The sequence below is a fragment of the Rheinheimera soli genome (assembly GCF_031457405.1).
GTDB classification, from domain to species: domain Bacteria; phylum Pseudomonadota; class Gammaproteobacteria; order Enterobacterales; family Alteromonadaceae; genus Pararheinheimera; species Pararheinheimera soli_A.
On record NZ_JAVDWR010000015.1, the window covers coordinates 20,404 to 38,491 of the forward strand.

Annotated in this window: 15 protein-coding genes; 11 read left to right on the plus strand and 4 right to left on the minus strand. The window is 47.7% G+C overall.

All coding sequences use genetic code 11. From position 1 onward, the window contains the following. Window positions 1-7: 7 nt before the first annotated feature. Window positions 8-994, minus strand: a complete 987-nt coding sequence (locus J2W69_RS16330; protein WP_310280534.1) for an ABC transporter permease — start codon at window positions 992-994, stop codon at window positions 8-10. Between the two features lie 12 nt (window positions 995-1,006). Beyond that, window positions 1,007-2,365, minus strand: coding sequence for a CmpA/NrtA family ABC transporter substrate-binding protein (locus J2W69_RS16335; RefSeq protein ID WP_310280536.1), 1,359 nt, complete (start codon window positions 2,363-2,365; stop codon window positions 1,007-1,009). Window positions 2,366-2,912: 547 nt separating this feature from the next. Between J2W69_RS16335 and J2W69_RS16340 the strand changes: the two genes are divergently transcribed. Further along, window positions 2,913-3,644 (plus strand): FadR/GntR family transcriptional regulator, encoded by a 732-nt coding sequence (locus J2W69_RS16340; protein WP_310280538.1) that lies wholly within the window; start codon window positions 2,913-2,915, stop codon window positions 3,642-3,644. A gap of 41 nt (window positions 3,645-3,685) precedes the next feature. Here the strand turns inward: J2W69_RS16340 and araD1 are convergent, their stop codons facing one another. Next, complete coding sequence (gene araD1 / locus J2W69_RS16345) at window positions 3,686-4,681, minus strand: AraD1 family protein (RefSeq protein ID WP_310280541.1); 996 nt, start codon at window positions 4,679-4,681, stop codon at window positions 3,686-3,688. Between the two features lie 234 nt (window positions 4,682-4,915). Then, complete coding sequence (locus J2W69_RS16350; RefSeq protein ID WP_310280543.1) at window positions 4,916-5,869, minus strand: glycoside hydrolase family 43 protein; 954 nt, start codon at window positions 5,867-5,869, stop codon at window positions 4,916-4,918. Between the two features lie 231 nt (window positions 5,870-6,100). On the opposite strand from J2W69_RS16350, the gene J2W69_RS16355 reads away from it, so the two are divergent. The 10 genes from J2W69_RS16355 to J2W69_RS16400 all read left to right on the plus strand — a co-directional run bounded on the left by J2W69_RS16355 (window position 6,101) and on the right by J2W69_RS16400 (window position 17,988). Continuing rightward, on the plus strand, window positions 6,101-7,840 hold the full coding sequence (locus J2W69_RS16355) for an IlvD/Edd family dehydratase (RefSeq protein WP_310280545.1): 1,740 nt from the start codon (window positions 6,101-6,103) through the stop codon (window positions 7,838-7,840). A gap of 74 nt (window positions 7,841-7,914) precedes the next feature. Then, window positions 7,915-8,685 carry an SDR family NAD(P)-dependent oxidoreductase gene (locus tag J2W69_RS16360; RefSeq protein ID WP_310280547.1) on the plus strand — a complete coding sequence of 257 codons (771 nt, stop codon included), beginning with the start codon at window positions 7,915-7,917 and terminating at the stop codon, window positions 8,683-8,685. Window positions 8,686-8,757: 72 nt separating this feature from the next. Beyond that, window positions 8,758-10,356 (plus strand): aldehyde dehydrogenase (NADP(+)), encoded by a 1,599-nt coding sequence (locus tag J2W69_RS16365; RefSeq protein ID WP_310280549.1) that lies wholly within the window; start codon window positions 8,758-8,760, stop codon window positions 10,354-10,356. Further along, the gene (locus J2W69_RS16370) at window positions 10,357-11,403 is read left to right on the plus strand and encodes an aldose epimerase family protein (RefSeq protein ID WP_310280550.1); all 1,047 of its coding nucleotides are present in this window, start codon (window positions 10,357-10,359) and stop codon (window positions 11,401-11,403) included. An 89-nt stretch (window positions 11,404-11,492) separates the two neighbouring features. Continuing rightward, window positions 11,493-12,440: an ABC transporter substrate-binding protein gene (locus J2W69_RS16375; protein ID WP_310280551.1), complete on the plus strand. Its 948-nt coding sequence runs from the start codon at window positions 11,493-11,495 to the stop codon at window positions 12,438-12,440. Between the two features lie 30 nt (window positions 12,441-12,470). Further along, the gene (locus tag J2W69_RS16380) at window positions 12,471-14,006 is read left to right on the plus strand and encodes a sugar ABC transporter ATP-binding protein (RefSeq protein ID WP_310280552.1); all 1,536 of its coding nucleotides are present in this window, start codon (window positions 12,471-12,473) and stop codon (window positions 14,004-14,006) included. Further along, window positions 14,003-15,091, plus strand: a complete 1,089-nt coding sequence (locus tag J2W69_RS16385) for an ABC transporter permease (RefSeq protein WP_310280553.1) — start codon at window positions 14,003-14,005, stop codon at window positions 15,089-15,091. The genes J2W69_RS16380 and J2W69_RS16385 overlap by 4 nt, the downstream gene beginning before the upstream one ends. After that, a complete protein-coding gene (yjfF, locus tag J2W69_RS16390) occupies window positions 15,091-16,077 on the plus strand; it encodes a galactofuranose ABC transporter, permease protein YjfF (RefSeq protein ID WP_310280554.1) in 987 nt (328 codons plus the stop codon). Before J2W69_RS16385 ends, yjfF begins: the two co-directional genes overlap by 1 nt. Further along, window positions 16,074-17,018, plus strand: a complete 945-nt coding sequence (locus J2W69_RS16395) for an SMP-30/gluconolactonase/LRE family protein (protein WP_310280555.1) — start codon at window positions 16,074-16,076, stop codon at window positions 17,016-17,018. Before yjfF ends, J2W69_RS16395 begins: the two co-directional genes overlap by 4 nt. Continuing rightward, complete coding sequence (locus J2W69_RS16400) at window positions 17,002-17,988, plus strand: glycoside hydrolase family 43 protein (protein WP_310280556.1); 987 nt, start codon at window positions 17,002-17,004, stop codon at window positions 17,986-17,988. The genes J2W69_RS16395 and J2W69_RS16400 overlap by 17 nt, the downstream gene beginning before the upstream one ends. Window positions 17,989-18,088 lie beyond the last annotated feature (100 nt).

Below are 18,088 nucleotides of genomic sequence, written 5' to 3' on the forward strand. Positions count from 1 at the left end.
CAAGCTCCTAGCGGCTGACCGCAGTTTTATCCCAGTTCACTTTGCGCTGTAGCATCAACATCAGCCGGTCTAACGCAAAACCCAGCAGGCCTATCACCAGCACAGCCACACAAATGCGGCTTAACGAATCGGACGAACCATTCTGAAACTCATCCCAGACAAATTTGCCAAGGCCTGGGTTTTGCGCCAGCATTTCGGCGGCAATAAGCACCATCCAGGCAATGCCCAAAGACAAACGTAAACCGGTAAAAATCATTGGTACAGCAGAGGGCAGCACAATGATGCGCAGGTGACGCCACCAGCTTAAGCGCAGCACTTTGCTGACATTCAGTAAATCGTTGGGTACCTGACTGACGCCTACCGCAGTGTTTAGTAAGGTTGGCCAGAGTGAACACAACATCACAGTACAGACCGACACGACAAAAGAGCGACTGCCCCAGGCTGAGCTCAAATCCACTGAGCTGACAATTAAGGTCACCAGCGGCAGCCAGGCCAAAGGTGAAATAGGTTTAAACAGCTGGATCAGCGGGTTAAACACCTGATACAGGTTGTTGCTCAGTCCAATCAGCATGCCTAAAGGAATAGCAATCAGACTGGCGAGCACAAAACCTGTTAATACGGTGTGCAGGCTGGTCAGAATTTGTGAAAAAAAGGTCGGTCTGGCTCTGTAGGGCAAGCTGGTGAATTCCGCGGTTGGATCTTCAGCCAACATAGCGGAATGGCGCTCAAGCTGGCGTCGATGAAAGGCATCCTCGCGTTGTTTTTCAGCCTGGTATTCGTCGACTAATTGCGACCACTGAGCAGCAGCCTGGGCTGGTCCAGGAAACTGACCCAAAGAGGTTTGGATCTGGCTGGACGCCAATTGCCAGCACAACACAAACACCAGCAGGCCACTTAAGGTCAGCAGGCTTTGTTTCAGCTGCTTACGCCAGAACAGCGTTGAGCTGAACTGGCTTTGCCATTGGCTTAAGGCCGGGTGTTTCAGAATATTCATCAACTACTCCTGTTAGTTTTTGGCTGTGGCCGTATTTGGCGCAGCATCGCTTTGTTGCCCAATGGCAAATTGCTGCAAATAGGCGTTAGGCTGACTGGGGTCAAAGGCTTTGCCATCGATAAAGCTGGACGCTTTGCCTGGTCTGGTTAAAGAGGTGGCTGTGAAATCAACAAAGTCAGTTGTCTTCAGTTTGCCTTCGGCTATCAGTTCAGCCGCTGCTTGTTGATAAGGCTCTGGCTGAAATACTTGCTGAGCTTGCTGCAGATACCAGGCATCGTCCTGAGCTTTGGCTATCTGGCCCCAGCGGCGCATTTGAGTCAGGTACCAAATCGCATCTGCATAAAAGGGGTAGGTGGCGTGATAACGGAAAAACACATTAAAATCCTGCTGCTGACTGGTTTTGCCTTGTTCAAATTCAAAGGTGCCTGTCATGCTGCGGCTTAAAATGCCAACATCAGCGCCGACATAATGCGGCTGAGAAATCATTTTGGCCGCTGCCACTCTGTTGGCATTGTTGTTTTGATCCAGCCAATAACCTGCACGTAATAAAGCTTTGATCAGTTTGATATGGGTGTTTGGATTGGCTTTGGCCCAGTCTGCTGTAACCCCCAGTACTTTTTCAGCCATAGCCCCATGCAATTGCTCGTTGGTCACCAGAACCACACCTAAACCTTTTTGTACTGCCTGTTGGTTCCAGGGTTCACCGACACAAAAGCCCTGCAAAGTACCAGCTTCCATAGTGGCTGGCATCTGAGGTGGCGGAGTCACTGAAATAAGTAGCTGTGCCTGAAGTTGCCCTGAGTTATCGCCTTGTTCTGGCGCATAAAAACCCGGATGAATACCGCCAGCGGCCAGCCAGTAACGCAGTTCATAGTTATGACTGGAGTAAGGAAACACAGTACCAAACTGCATGCTTTTGCCTTGTTCAGCAAAAGACTTCAAAGCGGTTTGCAGAACAGCTGCGGATTGGGCCTGACCTATGGCTGATTTTTGCGCTTGTGGCACTTGTTGCCAAATGCTTTTGTCCAGAGTGCAGGCGTTGCCATGTAAATCCAACACCAGGCTGGTTTGTAATCTGGCCTGACTGCCTAAACCTGCAGAGGCCGCGACCACTTGTCCTGCCAGCATATGAGCTGCATCTAACTGACCGTCTGTCACTCTGTCCTGCAATACTTTCCAGTTGGCCTGAGCTTCAACGCTGACAAATAACCCTTCGTCTTCAAAATAACCTTGTTCCAGCGCCACAGCTAAAGGCGCCATATCGGTCAGTTTGACAAAACCCAACCGCAGATCGGTTTTTTCTGCCTGTGCTGCCTCTGCCTGACTCAGGCAACAGCTGCCGAGCAATAGAGTAAGAGTTAAAAGTCTCATAGATTTTCCTCAAAAAAAAACGCCATCTGTCTGGCCCCGTATATCGGAGACGGACAGATGGCGCCTTTGCCAAAAGATGATTATTTAACCGCAGCGAATGCGACAACAAAAATAAAGCAGCTCTTGTGCCATCTTTGTTATTTTTATGTTTTTCATATAGTTAGCCTGTTTTTGTTCGTTTTTGTTTTCAGTGGGAACTGCGGTGTTGCGCTTTGTTTGTGCATATATGCACCAAGATGTTCATTTACCTGCTGTATACCCAAAGTCATTGAAGTTGCAGGGAGGCGACAAGTGCACGAGACCCCAGGAGCATAGTTGTCCTATGTGACTGGGGAGAGCAGCGTAGTCAACAAAGCTGCGGCTTCAAGGAAGAAGGGATATTGCTATTTAGTGCCGCAATGCCTATGATTTTTCCGCACTTATGATGAAAAACTAATGAAATCAGACAGCTGTCAGGTTTTTTTGCGGTAAATCGGTTAACATAAATCCTATTGTAGTAAGAATTTGATTTTGGCCTGAATTGCAGGTCGATGTTTAGGGGATCTGCATGGCAAATCAGTTAAAAAGCCGGCCTCAAAGTATTCATGGCTGGGTGGCGGAAGAATTAGGGACCCGTATTGTCAGTGGCATTTATTCGCCAGGTGAATATATTCCTAACGAAACCACTATAGGTGAAGAGTTAGGCGTGTCCCGTACTGCGCTGCGTGAAGCTTTTAAAATTCTGACATCCAAAGGTTTACTGGAATCGCGGCCTAAGCTTGGCACCCGCATTCGCCCCCGCAAACACTGGAATATGTTCGACAGTGAAATTTTAAGCTGGTGTTTTGAATCCAAACCATCGCCGCAGTTTTTTATTTCTTTATTTGAAATACGTGAAATTTTTGAACCTGCAGCAGCTGAACTGGCGGCAAAAAACCGCAGTGAAGAACAATCAGCCACTTTAGGTGCGGCTTACGATGCAATGGAAAAAGCTGAAATTGGCACTGATGCGGTGTTTTCAAGCGATCTGGATTTTCATATGGCGGTACTGGATGCCACCAACAATGAATTTATGATTTCTCTGGGCATGACGATACAAACGGCCTTAATGGGGTTGTTCCGCTTAAGCAGTTCTATTGCCGAAGAGTATGTCGATTCATTGCCTGGCCACAAAGCCGTGTATCAGGCCATAGCTGCGGGCGATGCCGCCAAAGCTAAAATTGAGATGTTCCAGTTGCTGGCTAAGTCGAAAGAAAACCTGGAATATGCACTGAAAAATCTGGCAAAACAGCCGGAGTGATCAACAGCAGGCAGAGCCAAATACTTTGCCTGCTTATCCTTTTACAGCGCTTTTACTGTCAAAGGCTGCTTGCTATCCACAGCTAAGGTATTACGCAGCGCTAAACCAAAAACCGGTGCTTCAATTTCAAAAACATCACCAGAGCGAGTTTCAATACCATCACCCACGCTTAAAGTGGCTGTGCCAAAATAATGCAGGTGGGCATCACCTGGGCGGCAAAATAAATCGTATTTAAAGTGGTGGTGTTCCAGATTACTGATGCTGTGCGACATATTCTCTTCACCGCTGACAAAAGCTTTTTGCCACAGTAATTTACCGTCACGGTAGATACGTGACGTGCCTTCAATATGAGTTGGCAAATCACCCAGCAATAATTCAGGGCCTAGAGCGCAAGGCCGTAGTTTGGAATGCGCCAGGTATAAATAATTCAGCCGTTCAGTTTTGTGATCGGAGAACTCATTGCCTAAAGCAAAACCAATACGCCAGGGCTGACCTTCAGCGTCATTGATATAAAGCCCAACAATTTCAGGTTCTTCACCGCCATCTAAGGCAAAAGAAGGAGACAGCAGCGCAGCTCCGGGGGGGACCACTATGCTGCCATCTCCTTTATAAAACCATTCAGGTTGCACACCGGTTTCACCTGCAGCAGGTTTACCGCCATCCAAACCCAACTTAAACATTTTCATGGTATCTGTCAGTTCAGCCACAGCTTTGCCGCTGGTTTGAGCATGCATAGTAGCGCGGGTATCAGCGCTGCCTAAGTGGGTCAGGCCTGTGCCTGTCACCAGCATATGTGCTTGATCCGGATGATCAAAAGGCGCTAGTAAACGGCCTTCAGCCAGGATGCTCTGATAATCAAACCGCTGGTCACTGATCAGTTCTGTCACTAACTGCTGCAATGGCTTTTTAGCAGCCAAAGCCTGATTTGCCAGCTGATAGACGGTTTGAACACCAGCTAAAGGCTGAACCTCAGTAGTGGATAACACCAAAGCCACAGCACGCTGCTGCTCTTTAGTCACAAATTGAATTAAACGCATCGCACATCCTCGTTAATTTTATATTTGTATTACAATAGGATTAATATCTGTTTTCTACTTACTATTGTCAAGCAGAACCATAAAATCGCGTGCGGGTCTATAGCCAAATTATCCCCAAAGTAATTGATGTTGCAGCCAGGCGGCAAGCGAGCTAGACCCCAGGAGCATAGTTGTCCTATGTGACTGGGGCGAGGAGCGCAGGCAACAACGCTGCAGCTTCAAGTACAAAGGGGATTAGTCTTTATCCAAACCTTCACTGGTCATAATGACGCGTTTTAGAGTGCCATCTTTGTTGTAATACAGCCGGTCAACTGCGACTGAGCGGCGGAATTCGCCACCATCAGGTTGAGCTGCACCTGTGTGATAAATAAAATAATCTTTGCCTTTAAATTCAATAATGGCCTGATGGTTAGTGGGGGAATTGCCCGCTACTTCATTCAGAATGTCCTGATAGATCCAGGGGCCAGTGATTTTTTTGCTGGTGGCATAAACAATTTTTTCCGGGAAACCCGAAGCATAAGACAGGTAATACAAATCGCCTTTTTTATGCACCCAAATGGCTTCGGTAAAATTCGGCAGATCCAAATTCTGAATAGGGCCATCCAGCTCTGTCATATTGGCTTTGAGTTTGGCGTAGCGGGCTTTGGTATTGCCCCAAAACAAATAGGCCTGACCGTCGTCGTCAATAAACACCGAAGGGTCTATATCATCCCAGTCGATTTCAGTGTCAGTAGTCATATCGTTGGTGATCAAAGCTGTGCCACGGGCATCTTTAAAAGGCCCAAGTGGTGTGTCACCCACAGCCACACCAATAGCAAAACCATTGATCGTGGCGTGACGCACTGTGACATACCAATAAAACTTACCGTCCTTTTCAATGACCTGTGACGCCCAGGCATCGCCCTTAGCCCAACTGAAATCTTTGGCTTTAAGTTTAGCGCCATGCGCCTGCCAGTTTTTCATGTCTTTGGAGGAAAACACCAACCAGTCATGCATCACAAAAAAGCTTTTGTTGTCTTTGGCTTCATCATGGCCTGTGTACAAATAGACGGTATCACCGACCACTAAAGCGGCCGGATCTGCAGTACGTACATCGGTAAATAAAGGATTGGCAGCCCACAGGCTGTTACTGACCAGACTTAATAATCCGGTCAGCAGTAAAATGGTAAATATCTGAACCTTTTTCATAATACCCCTGTCGTGATTTAATGATAATTATCTTATAGTATTACTAATTGAGCTGGATGTGCAAAAATTGAACAAGTCAGAGGCAGAGAAAAAATTCTAATTAAATCAAAGCAGAGTGAATAAAACTGCACAGCTTTGGTGAAAATTTTTTACGAACTGCTTGAACTTTGGCTTCAGCTTGATGTATTAGTAATACAATATTATTAAATCAAATTGCTTTAGGATTCAACTATGGCCCAAGACGAAAAGAAAAAAGTGCAGCTTCGGTCTGCCAGCTGGTTTGGTACTAACGATAAAAATGGCTTTATGTATCGCAGCTGGATGAAAAATCAGGGTATTCCTGATCATCACTTTCAGGGCAAGCCGGTGATTGGGGTTTGTAATACCTGGTCCGAGCTGACGCCTTGTAATGCACATTTTCGTCAAATCGCCGAGCGGGTCAAAAATGGTATCCGTGAAGCAGGTGGTATTCCGGTTGAATTTCCGGTGTTTTCGAACGGTGAATCGAATTTACGTCCAACTGCTATGTTAACTCGCAACCTGGCTGCTATGGATACGGAAGAAGCTATTCGTGGTAATCCTATAGATGGTGTGGTGCTGCTGGTCGGCTGTGATAAAACCACTCCAGCCTTATTAATGGGCGCTGCCAGTTGTGACTTACCGACCATAGTGGTCACAGGTGGGCCTATGTTAAACGGCAAGCACCATGGCAAAGATGTCGGCTCAGGCACGCTAGTTTGGCAAGCGCATGAAGAATATAAGGCTGGCCGTATTACACTGGAACAGTTTATGGATATGGAGGCCAGCATGTCGCGTTCTGCCGGTACCTGTAACACCATGGGCACTGCTTCTACTATGGCCTGTATGGCCGAGTCTTTAGGCACCAGCTTGCCTCATAATGCGGCCATTCCTGCTGTGGATTCACGCCGTTATGTGCTGGCGCATTTATCTGGTATGCGTATTGTCGATATGGTGTTTGAAGATTTAAAGCTATCGAAAATTCTGACCAAAGATGCCTTTATTAATGCCATTCGTACCAATGCTGCCATAGGCGGTTCTACTAATGCAGTGATCCACTTAAAAGCCATAGCAGGTCGTATTGGTGTGGATTTATCTCTGGATGACTGGTCGCATGGCAAAGGTGTTCCGACTCTGGTGAACCTGCAACCGTCCGGTAAATACCTGATGGAAGAATTTTATTACTCAGGTGGTTTGCCTGCAGTGCTGCGCCGTTTAGGCGAGAACGGCATGTTAAATAACGACGCCTTAACAGCAAACGGTAAAAGTATCTGGGACAACGTCAAAGACTCTGAATGCTACAACGATGATGTCATTCGACCTATGGATAATCCGTTGGTGGCCAGTGGTGGTATTTGTATTTTACGCGGCAACTTAGCGCCTCGTGGTGCCGTGTTAAAACCCTCAGCGGCCAGCCCACATTTATTAAAACACCGTGGTAAAGCCGTGGTGTTTGAAAACTTCGATATGTACAAAGCCCGCATTAATGATCCTGAGCTGGATATTGATGAAAATAGCATCATGGTGCTGAAAAACTGTGGACCAAAAGGCTACCCTGGTATGGCCGAAGTCGGCAATATGGGCTTACCTCCTAAGGTGCTGCAAAAAGGCATTAAAGATATGGTGCGTATTTCAGATGCCCGTATGAGTGGTACAGCTTTTGGTACAGTGGTGTTACATGTCACACCTGAGGCTATGGAATTAGGGCCTTTAGCTGCAGTGCAGGAAGGGGATTATATTCAGCTGGATGCCCACAATGGTGTGTTGCATCTGGAAGTGTCGGACGAAGAAATTGCCGCACGTTTAGAAAAATTAAAAGCCACACAAGTGATTATGCGCACTGGTGGTTATATGGAAATTTATCGCGAACGGGTTTTACAGGCCGATGAAGGCTGCGACTTCGACTTTTTAGTAGGTTGTCGTGGTGCTGCAGTGCCAGCTCATTCGCATTAGTTTAGGCTTTACGCCGGATCGGTCCTGTGGGTGGTGCCAGCTGGGCCGATTATTTTATTTAGAAAGGACAATACATGACGTTAAGCAATCAGTATCCAAGTCTGTGTCACAAAACCGTATTTATCAGTGGCGGTGGTTCAGGCATTGGTGCTTGTCTGGTAGAAGCTTTTATCGCTCAGGGCGCTAAAGTGGCTTTTGTTGATATCTTAGAGGTTGAGTCTAAGGTCTTAGTATCTAATTTAACTACAAAATATCCAGAAGCAGAGCTGAAGTTTTATGCCTGTGATTTGCTGAATATCGATGATTTAAAGCAGGTGATAGAGCAGGTAAAACAAGACCTTGGCGCTATCAGCGTATTAATAAATAACGCCGCCAGCGATACCCGGCATAACTTCCTTGAGGTGACGCCAGAGTATTGGGATCAGCGGGTTAATATCAATTTACGCCATCAGTTTTTTGCCATTCAGGCTGTCTATCCGCAGATGAAACAACTGGGCGGTGGTTCCATTATCAATTTAGGTTCGATGAGCTGGTATGAAAGTCAGGGCGGTATGCCGGGCTACACCAGTTCTAAAGCCGCAGTTTTGGGATTAACCCGTGGTTTAGCCCGTGATTTAGGGCCGGATAAAATCCGCGTCAATACCTTAACGCCGGGCTGGGTGATGACAGAACGTCAGCTGAAGTACTGGGTGAACGAAGAAACAGCACGGGATATTGAAAAAAATCAATGCGTCAAAGACAGCCTGATGCCGGAAGATGTGGCAGCTATGGCGCTGTTTCTGGCCTCCGACGATAGCAAATTATGTACAGCACAAAACTTTATTGTGGACGGTGGCTGGATCTAATTGCATGTGCAGTGATTCAGCCACTTTTTTACCACCACTTTTTATGACTTAAGAGTAAACAAGGGTTTAGCAATGATGATTACAGGCCAACAACTGATTAACGGGCAATGGGTGCAAGGCGAAGCGGGTCAGTACCAGGCGGTCAACCCAGCTACAGCAGCTTTTATTGAACCTGTGATGAGTTATGCCAGCAAAGCTCAGGTGCATCAGGCGGTGGCGGCAGCAGCAGAAGCAGCGCCCCTTTATGCTGCCACCTCGCTTGAACAGCGTGCTGAGTTTTTAGAATTATGCGCTGATGAAATTATGGCGTTAGGGGATGTATTGCCTGAACGTGTGGCATTAGAAACAGGTTATCCAAAAGCCCGGGGTGAAGGTGAGCGCGCCCGCACTGTCAATCAGTTGCGTTTATTTGCATCTTCTATCCGCTCTGGTGAATACCTGAATATTCGTATTGATACCGCCTTGCCTGATCGTCAGCCTTTGCCCAGGCCGGATTTACGTTACACCAATCAACCTATAGGTCCTGTGGTGGTGTTTGGGGCCAGTAACTTTCCATTAGCCTTTTCTGTGGCAGGTGGTGATACAGCTGCTGCTTTAGCTGCTGGCTGCCCTGTTATTGTCAAAGGTCATAACTCGCATCCCGGTACTTGTGAGCTGGTCGCGCAAGCTTTGCATAAAGCGGTGCAAAAAGCCGGATTACCTGCAGGTGTGTTTTCTCTGATTATGGGTTCTGGTCGTGAAGTAGGTTCTGAACTGGTGGTTGCGCCTGAAGTAAAAGCTGTGGGCTTTACCGGTTCTTTAGCAGGTGGCATGGCGCTGTTTCAACTGGCCAATAACAGGCCTGAACCTATTCCTGTATTTGCAGAAATGGGTAGTGTTAACCCTGTGGTGTTATTGCCAGAGGCGCTTGAGCAAAATGCTGAAACTATAGCAACAGGTTTTGTTGGTTCTTTAACTTTGGGTGTGGGCCAGTTCTGCGTCAATCCAGGTGTGGCAGTGGCTATTCATAGCCCGGCTTTGGACAGATTCTGCGCAGCAGCATCTGCTGCTTTAGCCAAAGTACCAGCTGGTGTGATGCTGAACGAAGGTATAGCGGCTGCTTATCAAAAAGGCACAGCGCATTTGTCGGAGCAGGCTGGTGTTGAATTGGTTGGTAGCGGTGAAGCTGTGGGCGACAAAGCAGGCTTCTGCACTCAGGCCAAACTTTTTAAAGTGACAGCCGAAGCCTTTTTAGCCAATCCACATTTGCAGGAAGAAGTCTTTGGTCATGTCTCTGTGCTGGTGAGTTGTGTCGACGAGGCGCAATTGCTGGCGGTAGTGCGCACTTTAAAAGGTCAGCTGACAGGCACTTTACAGGCCACAGCAGCTGAGCTTGCCACTCAGGCTGAATTAATTAGTGTGCTGCGGCAAAAAGTAGGCCGTCTGGTGGTGAATAACTTCCCGACTGGTGTGGAAGTTTGTGATGCCATGATGCACGGCGGACCTTTCCCTGCGGCTACAGATGCGCGTTTTACCTCAGTAGGTACAGCTTCTATTGCCCGTTTTGTTCGTCCTATTTGTTTCCAAAATTACCCGGCTGAGTTATTACCACCAGAGCTGCAAAACGCCAATCCATGGGCGCTGCCGCGTTTGGTCAATGGGGTAAAAACCAGCGCAGCGGTTGAGGCTTAAATGGGTTTTGTCGTCACGACCGACACTTTGCAGCTGGCTGCGTTAAAGCGGCCTTTGCAGCTGATTAAACTGACCAATCCGGCCGGACTCAGCGTTACCTTAAGTAATCTGGGTGCCGGTTTATGGTCGGTGCTTATGCCAGAGCTTCTAACAAACAAGGCAGTAGAGCTAATCCAAAACTACCAGGACCCAAGCCAGTTTGCCCGCAACTCTTATTATTTCGCCGTGACTATAGGTCGGGTGGCCAATCGTATTGGGGCTGCCGCTTATATGCAACAAGGTCAGGTCATGTCCTTGCTGGCCAATGAAGGTCCCAATCAATTGCATGGTGGCCCTGATGGTTTAGGCAGTCGCTTCTGGAGTTTTGATATAGAGCAGCAAAAAGACAGAGTCAGTGTCACCTTTCGCATCACCAGCTTAGAGGGTGATCAGGGTTTTCCTGGTCAGTTGGATGTGCAACTGCGTTATAGCTTGCTGGCGCACAATGAACTGGTACTGGAATACAGCGCTGTGTCAGATAAAGACACTCCGGTCAGCCTGACCAATCATGCCTACTGGGCCATTGGCGGAGTGGGTAAAGGCACTGTACTTGAACAGCAATTACAGCTGGATGCCGATTTTATTCTGCAACTGGATAAACAACTGGTGCCCACAGGCGAGTTAGTGCCAGCAGCCGGCGCTTTTGATTTTAAAACGGGCAAGCTGATTGGTCAGGATATTGGCCAGCTTGAAAATGGCTACGACCATTATTTTGTATTGAATAAAGACCGCGATCAGAACAGAGCGGCGGCTTTAGTGCGGGACCCTGTTTCAGGCCGTTTTTTGCAGTTGTTTACTGACCAACCTGGTATCCAGTTTTATAGCGGCAATTTTCTCGATGGCAGCATCAAGGGTAACCAAGGCACGCCAATAGAGAAATACGCTGCTTTATGTCTGGAGCCTCATGGCTATCCAAATGCGGTCAATAAACCAAATTTTCCAACGGCTTTGCTTAAAGCCGGCCAGTTATACCGGCAAAGCAGTCGTTTCGTATTGGGGCATAGCTAAAGCTTTCAAACAAAGGGTTCAATCAAAAAATCGCGGGTCCGCCTTTAAAAAAACATCATAAGGACCTGTTTGACAAGGGGAGTTCGTGTATGAGAATCAAATCCATAGTTGCAGGTCTTGGCCTGTATTTAGTCTGTCACAGTAGTTTTGCCACCACTGTAGGTTTTGCTCAGGTGGGTTCTGAAAGCGGCTGGCGTACCAGTTTTTCTGAATCTGTTAAAGCTGAAGCAAAAAAACGCGGCATAGAGCTGAAGTTTTCCGATGCGCAGCAAAAGCAGGAAAACCAGATCAAAGCAGTGCGTAGTTTTATTGCTCAGGGTGTGGACGCCATTATCATTGCCCCAGTAGTCGAAACCGGCTGGACTCCGGTGCTGAGAGAAGCCAAACGTGCCCGTATTCCAGTTGTGATAGTAGACCGTAATGTGCAAGTGCAGGACGAGTCGTTATTTGTGACCCGTATTGCTTCCGACTTTGTTGAAGAAGGCCGCAAAGCCGCAACCTGGTTAATGAGTCAACCCCAGGCTCAAAGCAAATGCAATATCATCGAATTGCAAGGTACTGTCGGAGCTACAGCAGCAATCGACCGTGCTAAAGGTTTTAACGCAGTCCTGGCGCAACACCCACAAGCCAAGATTGTCCGCAGTCAGACCGCTGAATTTACCCGCGCCAAAGGCAAAGAAGTGATGGAGTCTTTGCTCAAAGCTGAGCAGGGCGGCAAAGGCATTTGCGCACTCTGGGCTCATAACGATGAAATGGCTTTAGGTGCTATTCAGGCCATTAAAGAAGCGGGCCTGAAGCCGGGTAAAGATTTGCTGGTGGTGTCTGTGGATGCTGTGCCTGATTACTTTAAAGCCATGGCGGATGGTGATGCCAATGCCACAGTGGAGCTGAACCCGCATTTAGGTGGCCCGGCTTTTGATGTGATTGAAGCTTATCTGAAAGGTAAAAAAGACACAGAAAAGCTGATCCGTACCACAGGGGATTTATTCCTGCAGGATACGGCTGCCGCTGAATATGAAAAAAGACGCCTGAATTAATCCACTCTTTTGGTTATTCAGGAGCTTCTGATGTCAGAACAGATCAACAATGCCGCCAAGCTAGTGCTGCAACTACGGCAGATAGATAAACACTTCCCCGGTGTAAAAGCACTGCAGCAAGCCCAGCTGAGTTTATATGCCGGTGAAGTGCATGCCTTATTAGGTGAAAATGGCGCCGGTAAATCTACTTTAGTTAAAGTGATGACAGGGGTGCTGCAAAAAGATGGCGGCGAACTGCTGTTGGATTCCACAGCTTTCAGTTTTGCTACGCCTAAAGATGCACAGCAAGCTGGTATCAGCACTGTGTATCAGGAAGTGAATTTACTGCCGAATTTATCCGTAGCGCATAACCTGTTTTTAGGTTCAGAACCTAAGCGTTTTGGCTTCATTGATAAAAAAGCTATGGCAAATCAGGCTCGGCAATTATTAAGCAGTTTTGGCCTTAGTATTGATGTCACAGCGCCTTTATCTGAGTTCTCAGTTGCAGTGCAGCAGTTGGTGGCGATAGCCCGAGGTATAGCACCTAAGCGAGGTGCTGCTCGCACCAAAGTGCTGGTACTGGATGAACCCACCGCCAGTTTAGACGCCGATGAAGTTCAGGTTTTATTCCAAGTGCTGCGCCAGCTAAAGCAGCAGGGTGTGGCCATAGTTTTTATCACTCACTTTTTGGATCAGGTTTATCAAATTAGTGATCGCATTACAGTTATGCGTAACGGCTGTTTTGTCGGTGAATACCAGACCGCCAATTTAAATAAAGCAGAGTTAATTGCCGCTATGCTGGGTAAAGAGCTGTGTCAGCAGCTTCATCAAGCACCTTGTCAGGTTGTGGAACACTCAGTATCTATCTTGACAGCGCGGCAATTAAATTCTGGTCAGTCGGTGCAGCAGTTGGATCTGGATTTACCTCAAGGCCAGGCTGTGGGTTTAGCGGGTTTATTAGGTTCAGGTCGTACCGAAATTTGTCGTCTGCTGTTTGGTTTGGATCAAGCTGATGGCGGCTTTTTAAGTTTTGCAGGTAAGCCCATTAAACTGACTAGTCCAGCGCAAGCCATAGCCCTTGGTATTGCACTTTGTCCTGAGGATCGTAAATCCCAGGGCATGATTGCGCCTTTATCCATCCGGGAAAATATCAGCTTAGCGCTGCAGGCCAAACAAGGCTGGTGGCGGGTGATTTCGAAAAAGAAGCAGCAACAACTGGCTGATTTTTATATTGAAAAACTACAAATTGCCACACCGGACGCTGATAAACCTATAGGCCAACTAAGTGGTGGCAATCAGCAAAAAGTGATTCTGGCACGTTGGCTGGCGGTGGAGCCAAAGCTGTTGTTACTGGACGAACCTACCCGTGGCATAGACATTGGCGCTCATGCAGAAATTCTGCAGCTGATCCGGCAGCTTTGTCAGCAGGGCATGTCTTTATTGGTGACGTCGTCTGAGCTGGAGGAACTCACAGCTTTTTCCAGCAAAGTGGTGGTCATGCGTGACCGGAAAAAGGTAGCAGAGTTAAGTGGTGAAGATCTGAACCCGGATCGCATTATGGCGGCTATCGCAGGAGCCAGTGTATGACGAACGAGACAACAGTGTTGAATTCTACCCAGTCTGACCAATTAAAAGCCGCGAGGCAGGCGCGTTATAGCCCTGGCCAGTCGGTGCATCAATTTAGCTTATACCTCTATCCGTTGCTGGCTTTAGCTTTGTTATTGCTGGTGAATTTGCTGCTGGACCCGCAGTTTTTTTCACTGCAATGGCAGGATGGCCGTTTGTATGGGCCTTTGATTGATATTGTGAATCGCAGTGCGCCTGTGGCATTGCTGGCTATCGGTATGAGTTTAGTCATAGCCACTGGTGGTATTGATCTGTCGGTCGGCGCTGTGATGGCAATTTGCGGCGCAGTGTGCGCTAACTTATTGGTACTGGGAGACTGGTCCATTCCTGCAGTCATAGGTCTGGCTGTACTGACAGGTTTAGGCTGTGGGTTGCTGAATGGCTTTATGGTCAGCTATCTCGGTATTCAGCCTATAGTCGCCACGCTGGTGTTGATGGTGGCAGGTCGTGGTGTGGCGCAGCTATTAAACCAGGGCCAGATTGTTACCTTTCAGAACCCTGACTTTGCTGCTTTAGGTTCAGGCTCCTTTTTAGCTTTGCCCGTGCCTGTCTGGCTGGTGTTGCTGGCGCTGCTTATGATGCAGTTGTTGCTCAGACGCACAGCTTTAGGCTTATTTATTGAAGCTGTGGGTTGTAACGCCAAAGCCAGTCGTTATTTGGGCATAGACGACAGAGGCATCAAGCTGACGGTGTATTTACTGGCTGGCGGCTGTGCTGCTTTGGCTGGCATTATTGCCACAGCAGATATTCAGGGCTCGGACGCCAACAACGCTGGCTTATGGTTAGAGCTGGATGCCATTTTAGCTGTGGTGATAGGCGGCGCAGCCTTAACAGGAGGGCGTTTCTCCTTGCCTCGTGCTGTGATAGGGGTGCTGATTATTCAGGCGCTAAGCACCACCATAGTCGTCAGTGGGTTACCTTCCAAATTTAACTTATTGATCAAAGCTTTAGTCATATTGCTTGTGCTCATGCTGCAGTCTGAACTCTTTCGCAATCAGCTTAAAACCCTGTTTAGTTTTGGCAAGCTGCGTGGAGGAAAAGCCTGATGTCCCGCACTTATTTACCTTTGTGGATCACTTTTGCCCTGGTGCTGTTGATGTTTGGCGCTGGTGCCAGCCAGTTTGATGGTTTTACCAGTCTGCGAGTGGTTACTAACCTGATTAGCGACAATGCCTTTTTGCTGGTAACAGCTTTGGGTATGACGCTGGTGATTTTATCCGGTGGCATCGATTTGTCAGTCGGTTCTGTGATTGCGTTAAGCGGCGTGGCAGCAGCCTTGCTGATTGGGCCTTATCAGTGGCATCCGCTACTGGCTTTTGCCCTGATAGTGCCTTGTGCTGCGCTTTTTGGCGCTGGTATGGGCGCTTTAATTCAGTATTACCAGTTGCAGCCTTTTATTGTCACTTTGGCCGGTATGTTTTTAGCCCGTGGTGTGGCGACTTTATTAAGTGAAGAGTCTGTGGCTATTGAACATCCTTTTTATGATGCGGTAGCAGAATTTGGATTGGAGCTACCCGATGGCGGCTGGCTGGGTGCTACTTCTCTGCTCACCATAGCTTTAGTGCTGCTGATGTTGGTACTTACTCACTACAGTCGCTTTGGCTCTTATGTCTATGCCTTGGGAGGCAATAGCCAGTCAGCTCAACTGATGGGGGTTCCTGTCGCCCGTACTACCATTTTGTTGTACGCCTCAAGCAGTATGCTGGCGGCTATGGCCGGTATTATTTTTAGTTTCTATACCTACTCAGGTTATGCCCTGTCCGCAGTTGGCGTAGAGCTGGATGCGATAGCTGCTGTGGTGATAGGCGGTACCTTACTCACGGGCGGCAGTGGTTTTATTATTGGCACAGTGCTGGGTGTCTTACTGATGGGCCTTATTCAAACCTATATCAATTTTGACGGCAGCTTAAGCAGTTGGTGGAGCAAAATAGTCATAGGGGGTCTGCTGTTTTTCTTTATCGCTTTGCAAAAACTCCTTAGTAAAGATCTATTTAGCAAAAAATGGCAAAGTAAAGCCGGAGGTAAGGCATGAGCGACTTCACCTTATTGCACAGCATCCCACTTAAAAACAAATTAGGCGAAGGCATAATCTGGCATGGAGCTACTCAGTCAGTCTGGTGGACTGACATTCATGGCCGCTTTTTATATCAGTTGTTCTGGCCTTCATTGCAGCTTAATAGTTTTCCGTTGCCTGAGCGTATCAGCTGTTTTGCTTTATTAAATGCACATGACCCAATGCGGGCAGATTATTCGATGCTGGTGGCCTTTGAGTCGGGTTTTGCTTTGTATCAGCCACAAACTCAAAACATTTTCTGGTTGGTGAAACCTGAACCACATTTATCCGGCAATCGCATGAACGATGGCCGTATCGATCATCAGGGCCGGTTTTGGGCTGGCACTATGAAAGAGCAGGATCAGGGCCAGCATGGCACTTTATATCGGCTGGATCAGCAGGGTTGTGATGCGGTGATAACCGGCTTACAGATTCCAAATAGCCTGTGCTGGAATAAAAGCAGCAGCATTATGTATCACGCCGATTCACCCACAGGAGAGATTTATTCTTATAGGTTTGACTCAACTAAAGGCTCCGTAGGTCAGCCGCAGTTGTTTGCCACAGTACCCAAGGGCGCAGAACCTGACGGTGCTGTGATAGATGCAGAAGACCATTTGCTCTGTGCTTTATGGGGCGGCGCTGCTATAGCCCGTTTTTCGCCTTCAGGACAGCAAACTGCATTACACGCTTTACCTGTCAATCAACCGACGTGTCTGGCTTTTGGTGGGCCTGATTTAAACCTGCTGTTTGTTACCACAGCGCGACAAGGTTTAACTGAAGAACAGTTAAATGCCGAACCAGATGCAGGTAGTTTATTGATTTATCAGTCGCCTTATCAGGGCTTGCCTGAGTCTGAACTGGCGGTGCTGGATTGGACGGCCATACAAAAAAGCGGAGGTTGTGATGTGGAAGCTGGTTAATTTTTTATTGATAAGCCTGCTGAGTTTTAATCTGTTGGCGCAAGATACTGGTCTTTTGATTAAAAACCGGGCAGATCCCTGGGTCTATCGTGCTGCTGCCGACTCTTACTTTTTTACCGCTTCAGTGCCTGAATTTGATCGTATTGAATTGCGCCACAGCAGCAGTATTCAAGGGCTGGCTGATGCTGAACCTAAAGTCATTTGGCGTAAAAAAGATAAAGGCCCAATGAGTGCCAATATCTGGGCACCTGAACTGCACCGTATAGACGGCAGCTGGTATATCTACTTTGCTGCGGGTCAGGCCGATCAAGCTTTTCATATTCGCACTTATGTGCTGAAAAACAGCTCTGCTGATCCATTGCAAGGAGAGTGGCAAGAGCTGGGGCCACTGAACACAGGCTGGGATAGTTTTAATCTGGATGCCACTCATTTTGAGCATCAGGGCCAGCATTATCTGGTGTGGGCGCAGCAGGATAAAAACAAAAGCTATAACAGCGCCTTGTGGATAGCCAAAATGAACAGTGCTACAGAGCTGCAATTGCCCGCTACTTTGTTAACAGAGCCCACTTTGGATTGGGAGCGTTTAGGTTATAAAGTTAATGAAGGCGCTGCAGTACTGATCAAACATGGTAAAGTCTGGCTGGCTTATTCCGCCAGTGCGACTGATCATAGATACGCTATGGGGCTTTTAACCGCATCAACTGATGCCGACTTGCTGAAAACCGAAAGCTGGAGCAAAGCGCCCAAACCTGTGTTTTACACCAATGATAAACTCAAACGTTTTGGCCCGGGTCATAACAGCTTTGTAGTGGCCGAAGATGGGGTAACGGACTTAATGCTGTACCACGCCCGTGATTACAAAGACATTCAGGGCAATCCGCTGCAGGATGGCAATCGCCATACTCGTGTCCGCCCCTTGTATTGGACAGATAAAGGCGAGTTAGACTTTGCTCAGGACAAGCCTGACTAACTCATTGTTCCGCTGTGCGTCATCAAAAAATACACGCCTTGTAACAATTTTGTTGCAGGGCGTTTTTGTTTTTCGATTAGTCTTAAACTTTTACTTTGCT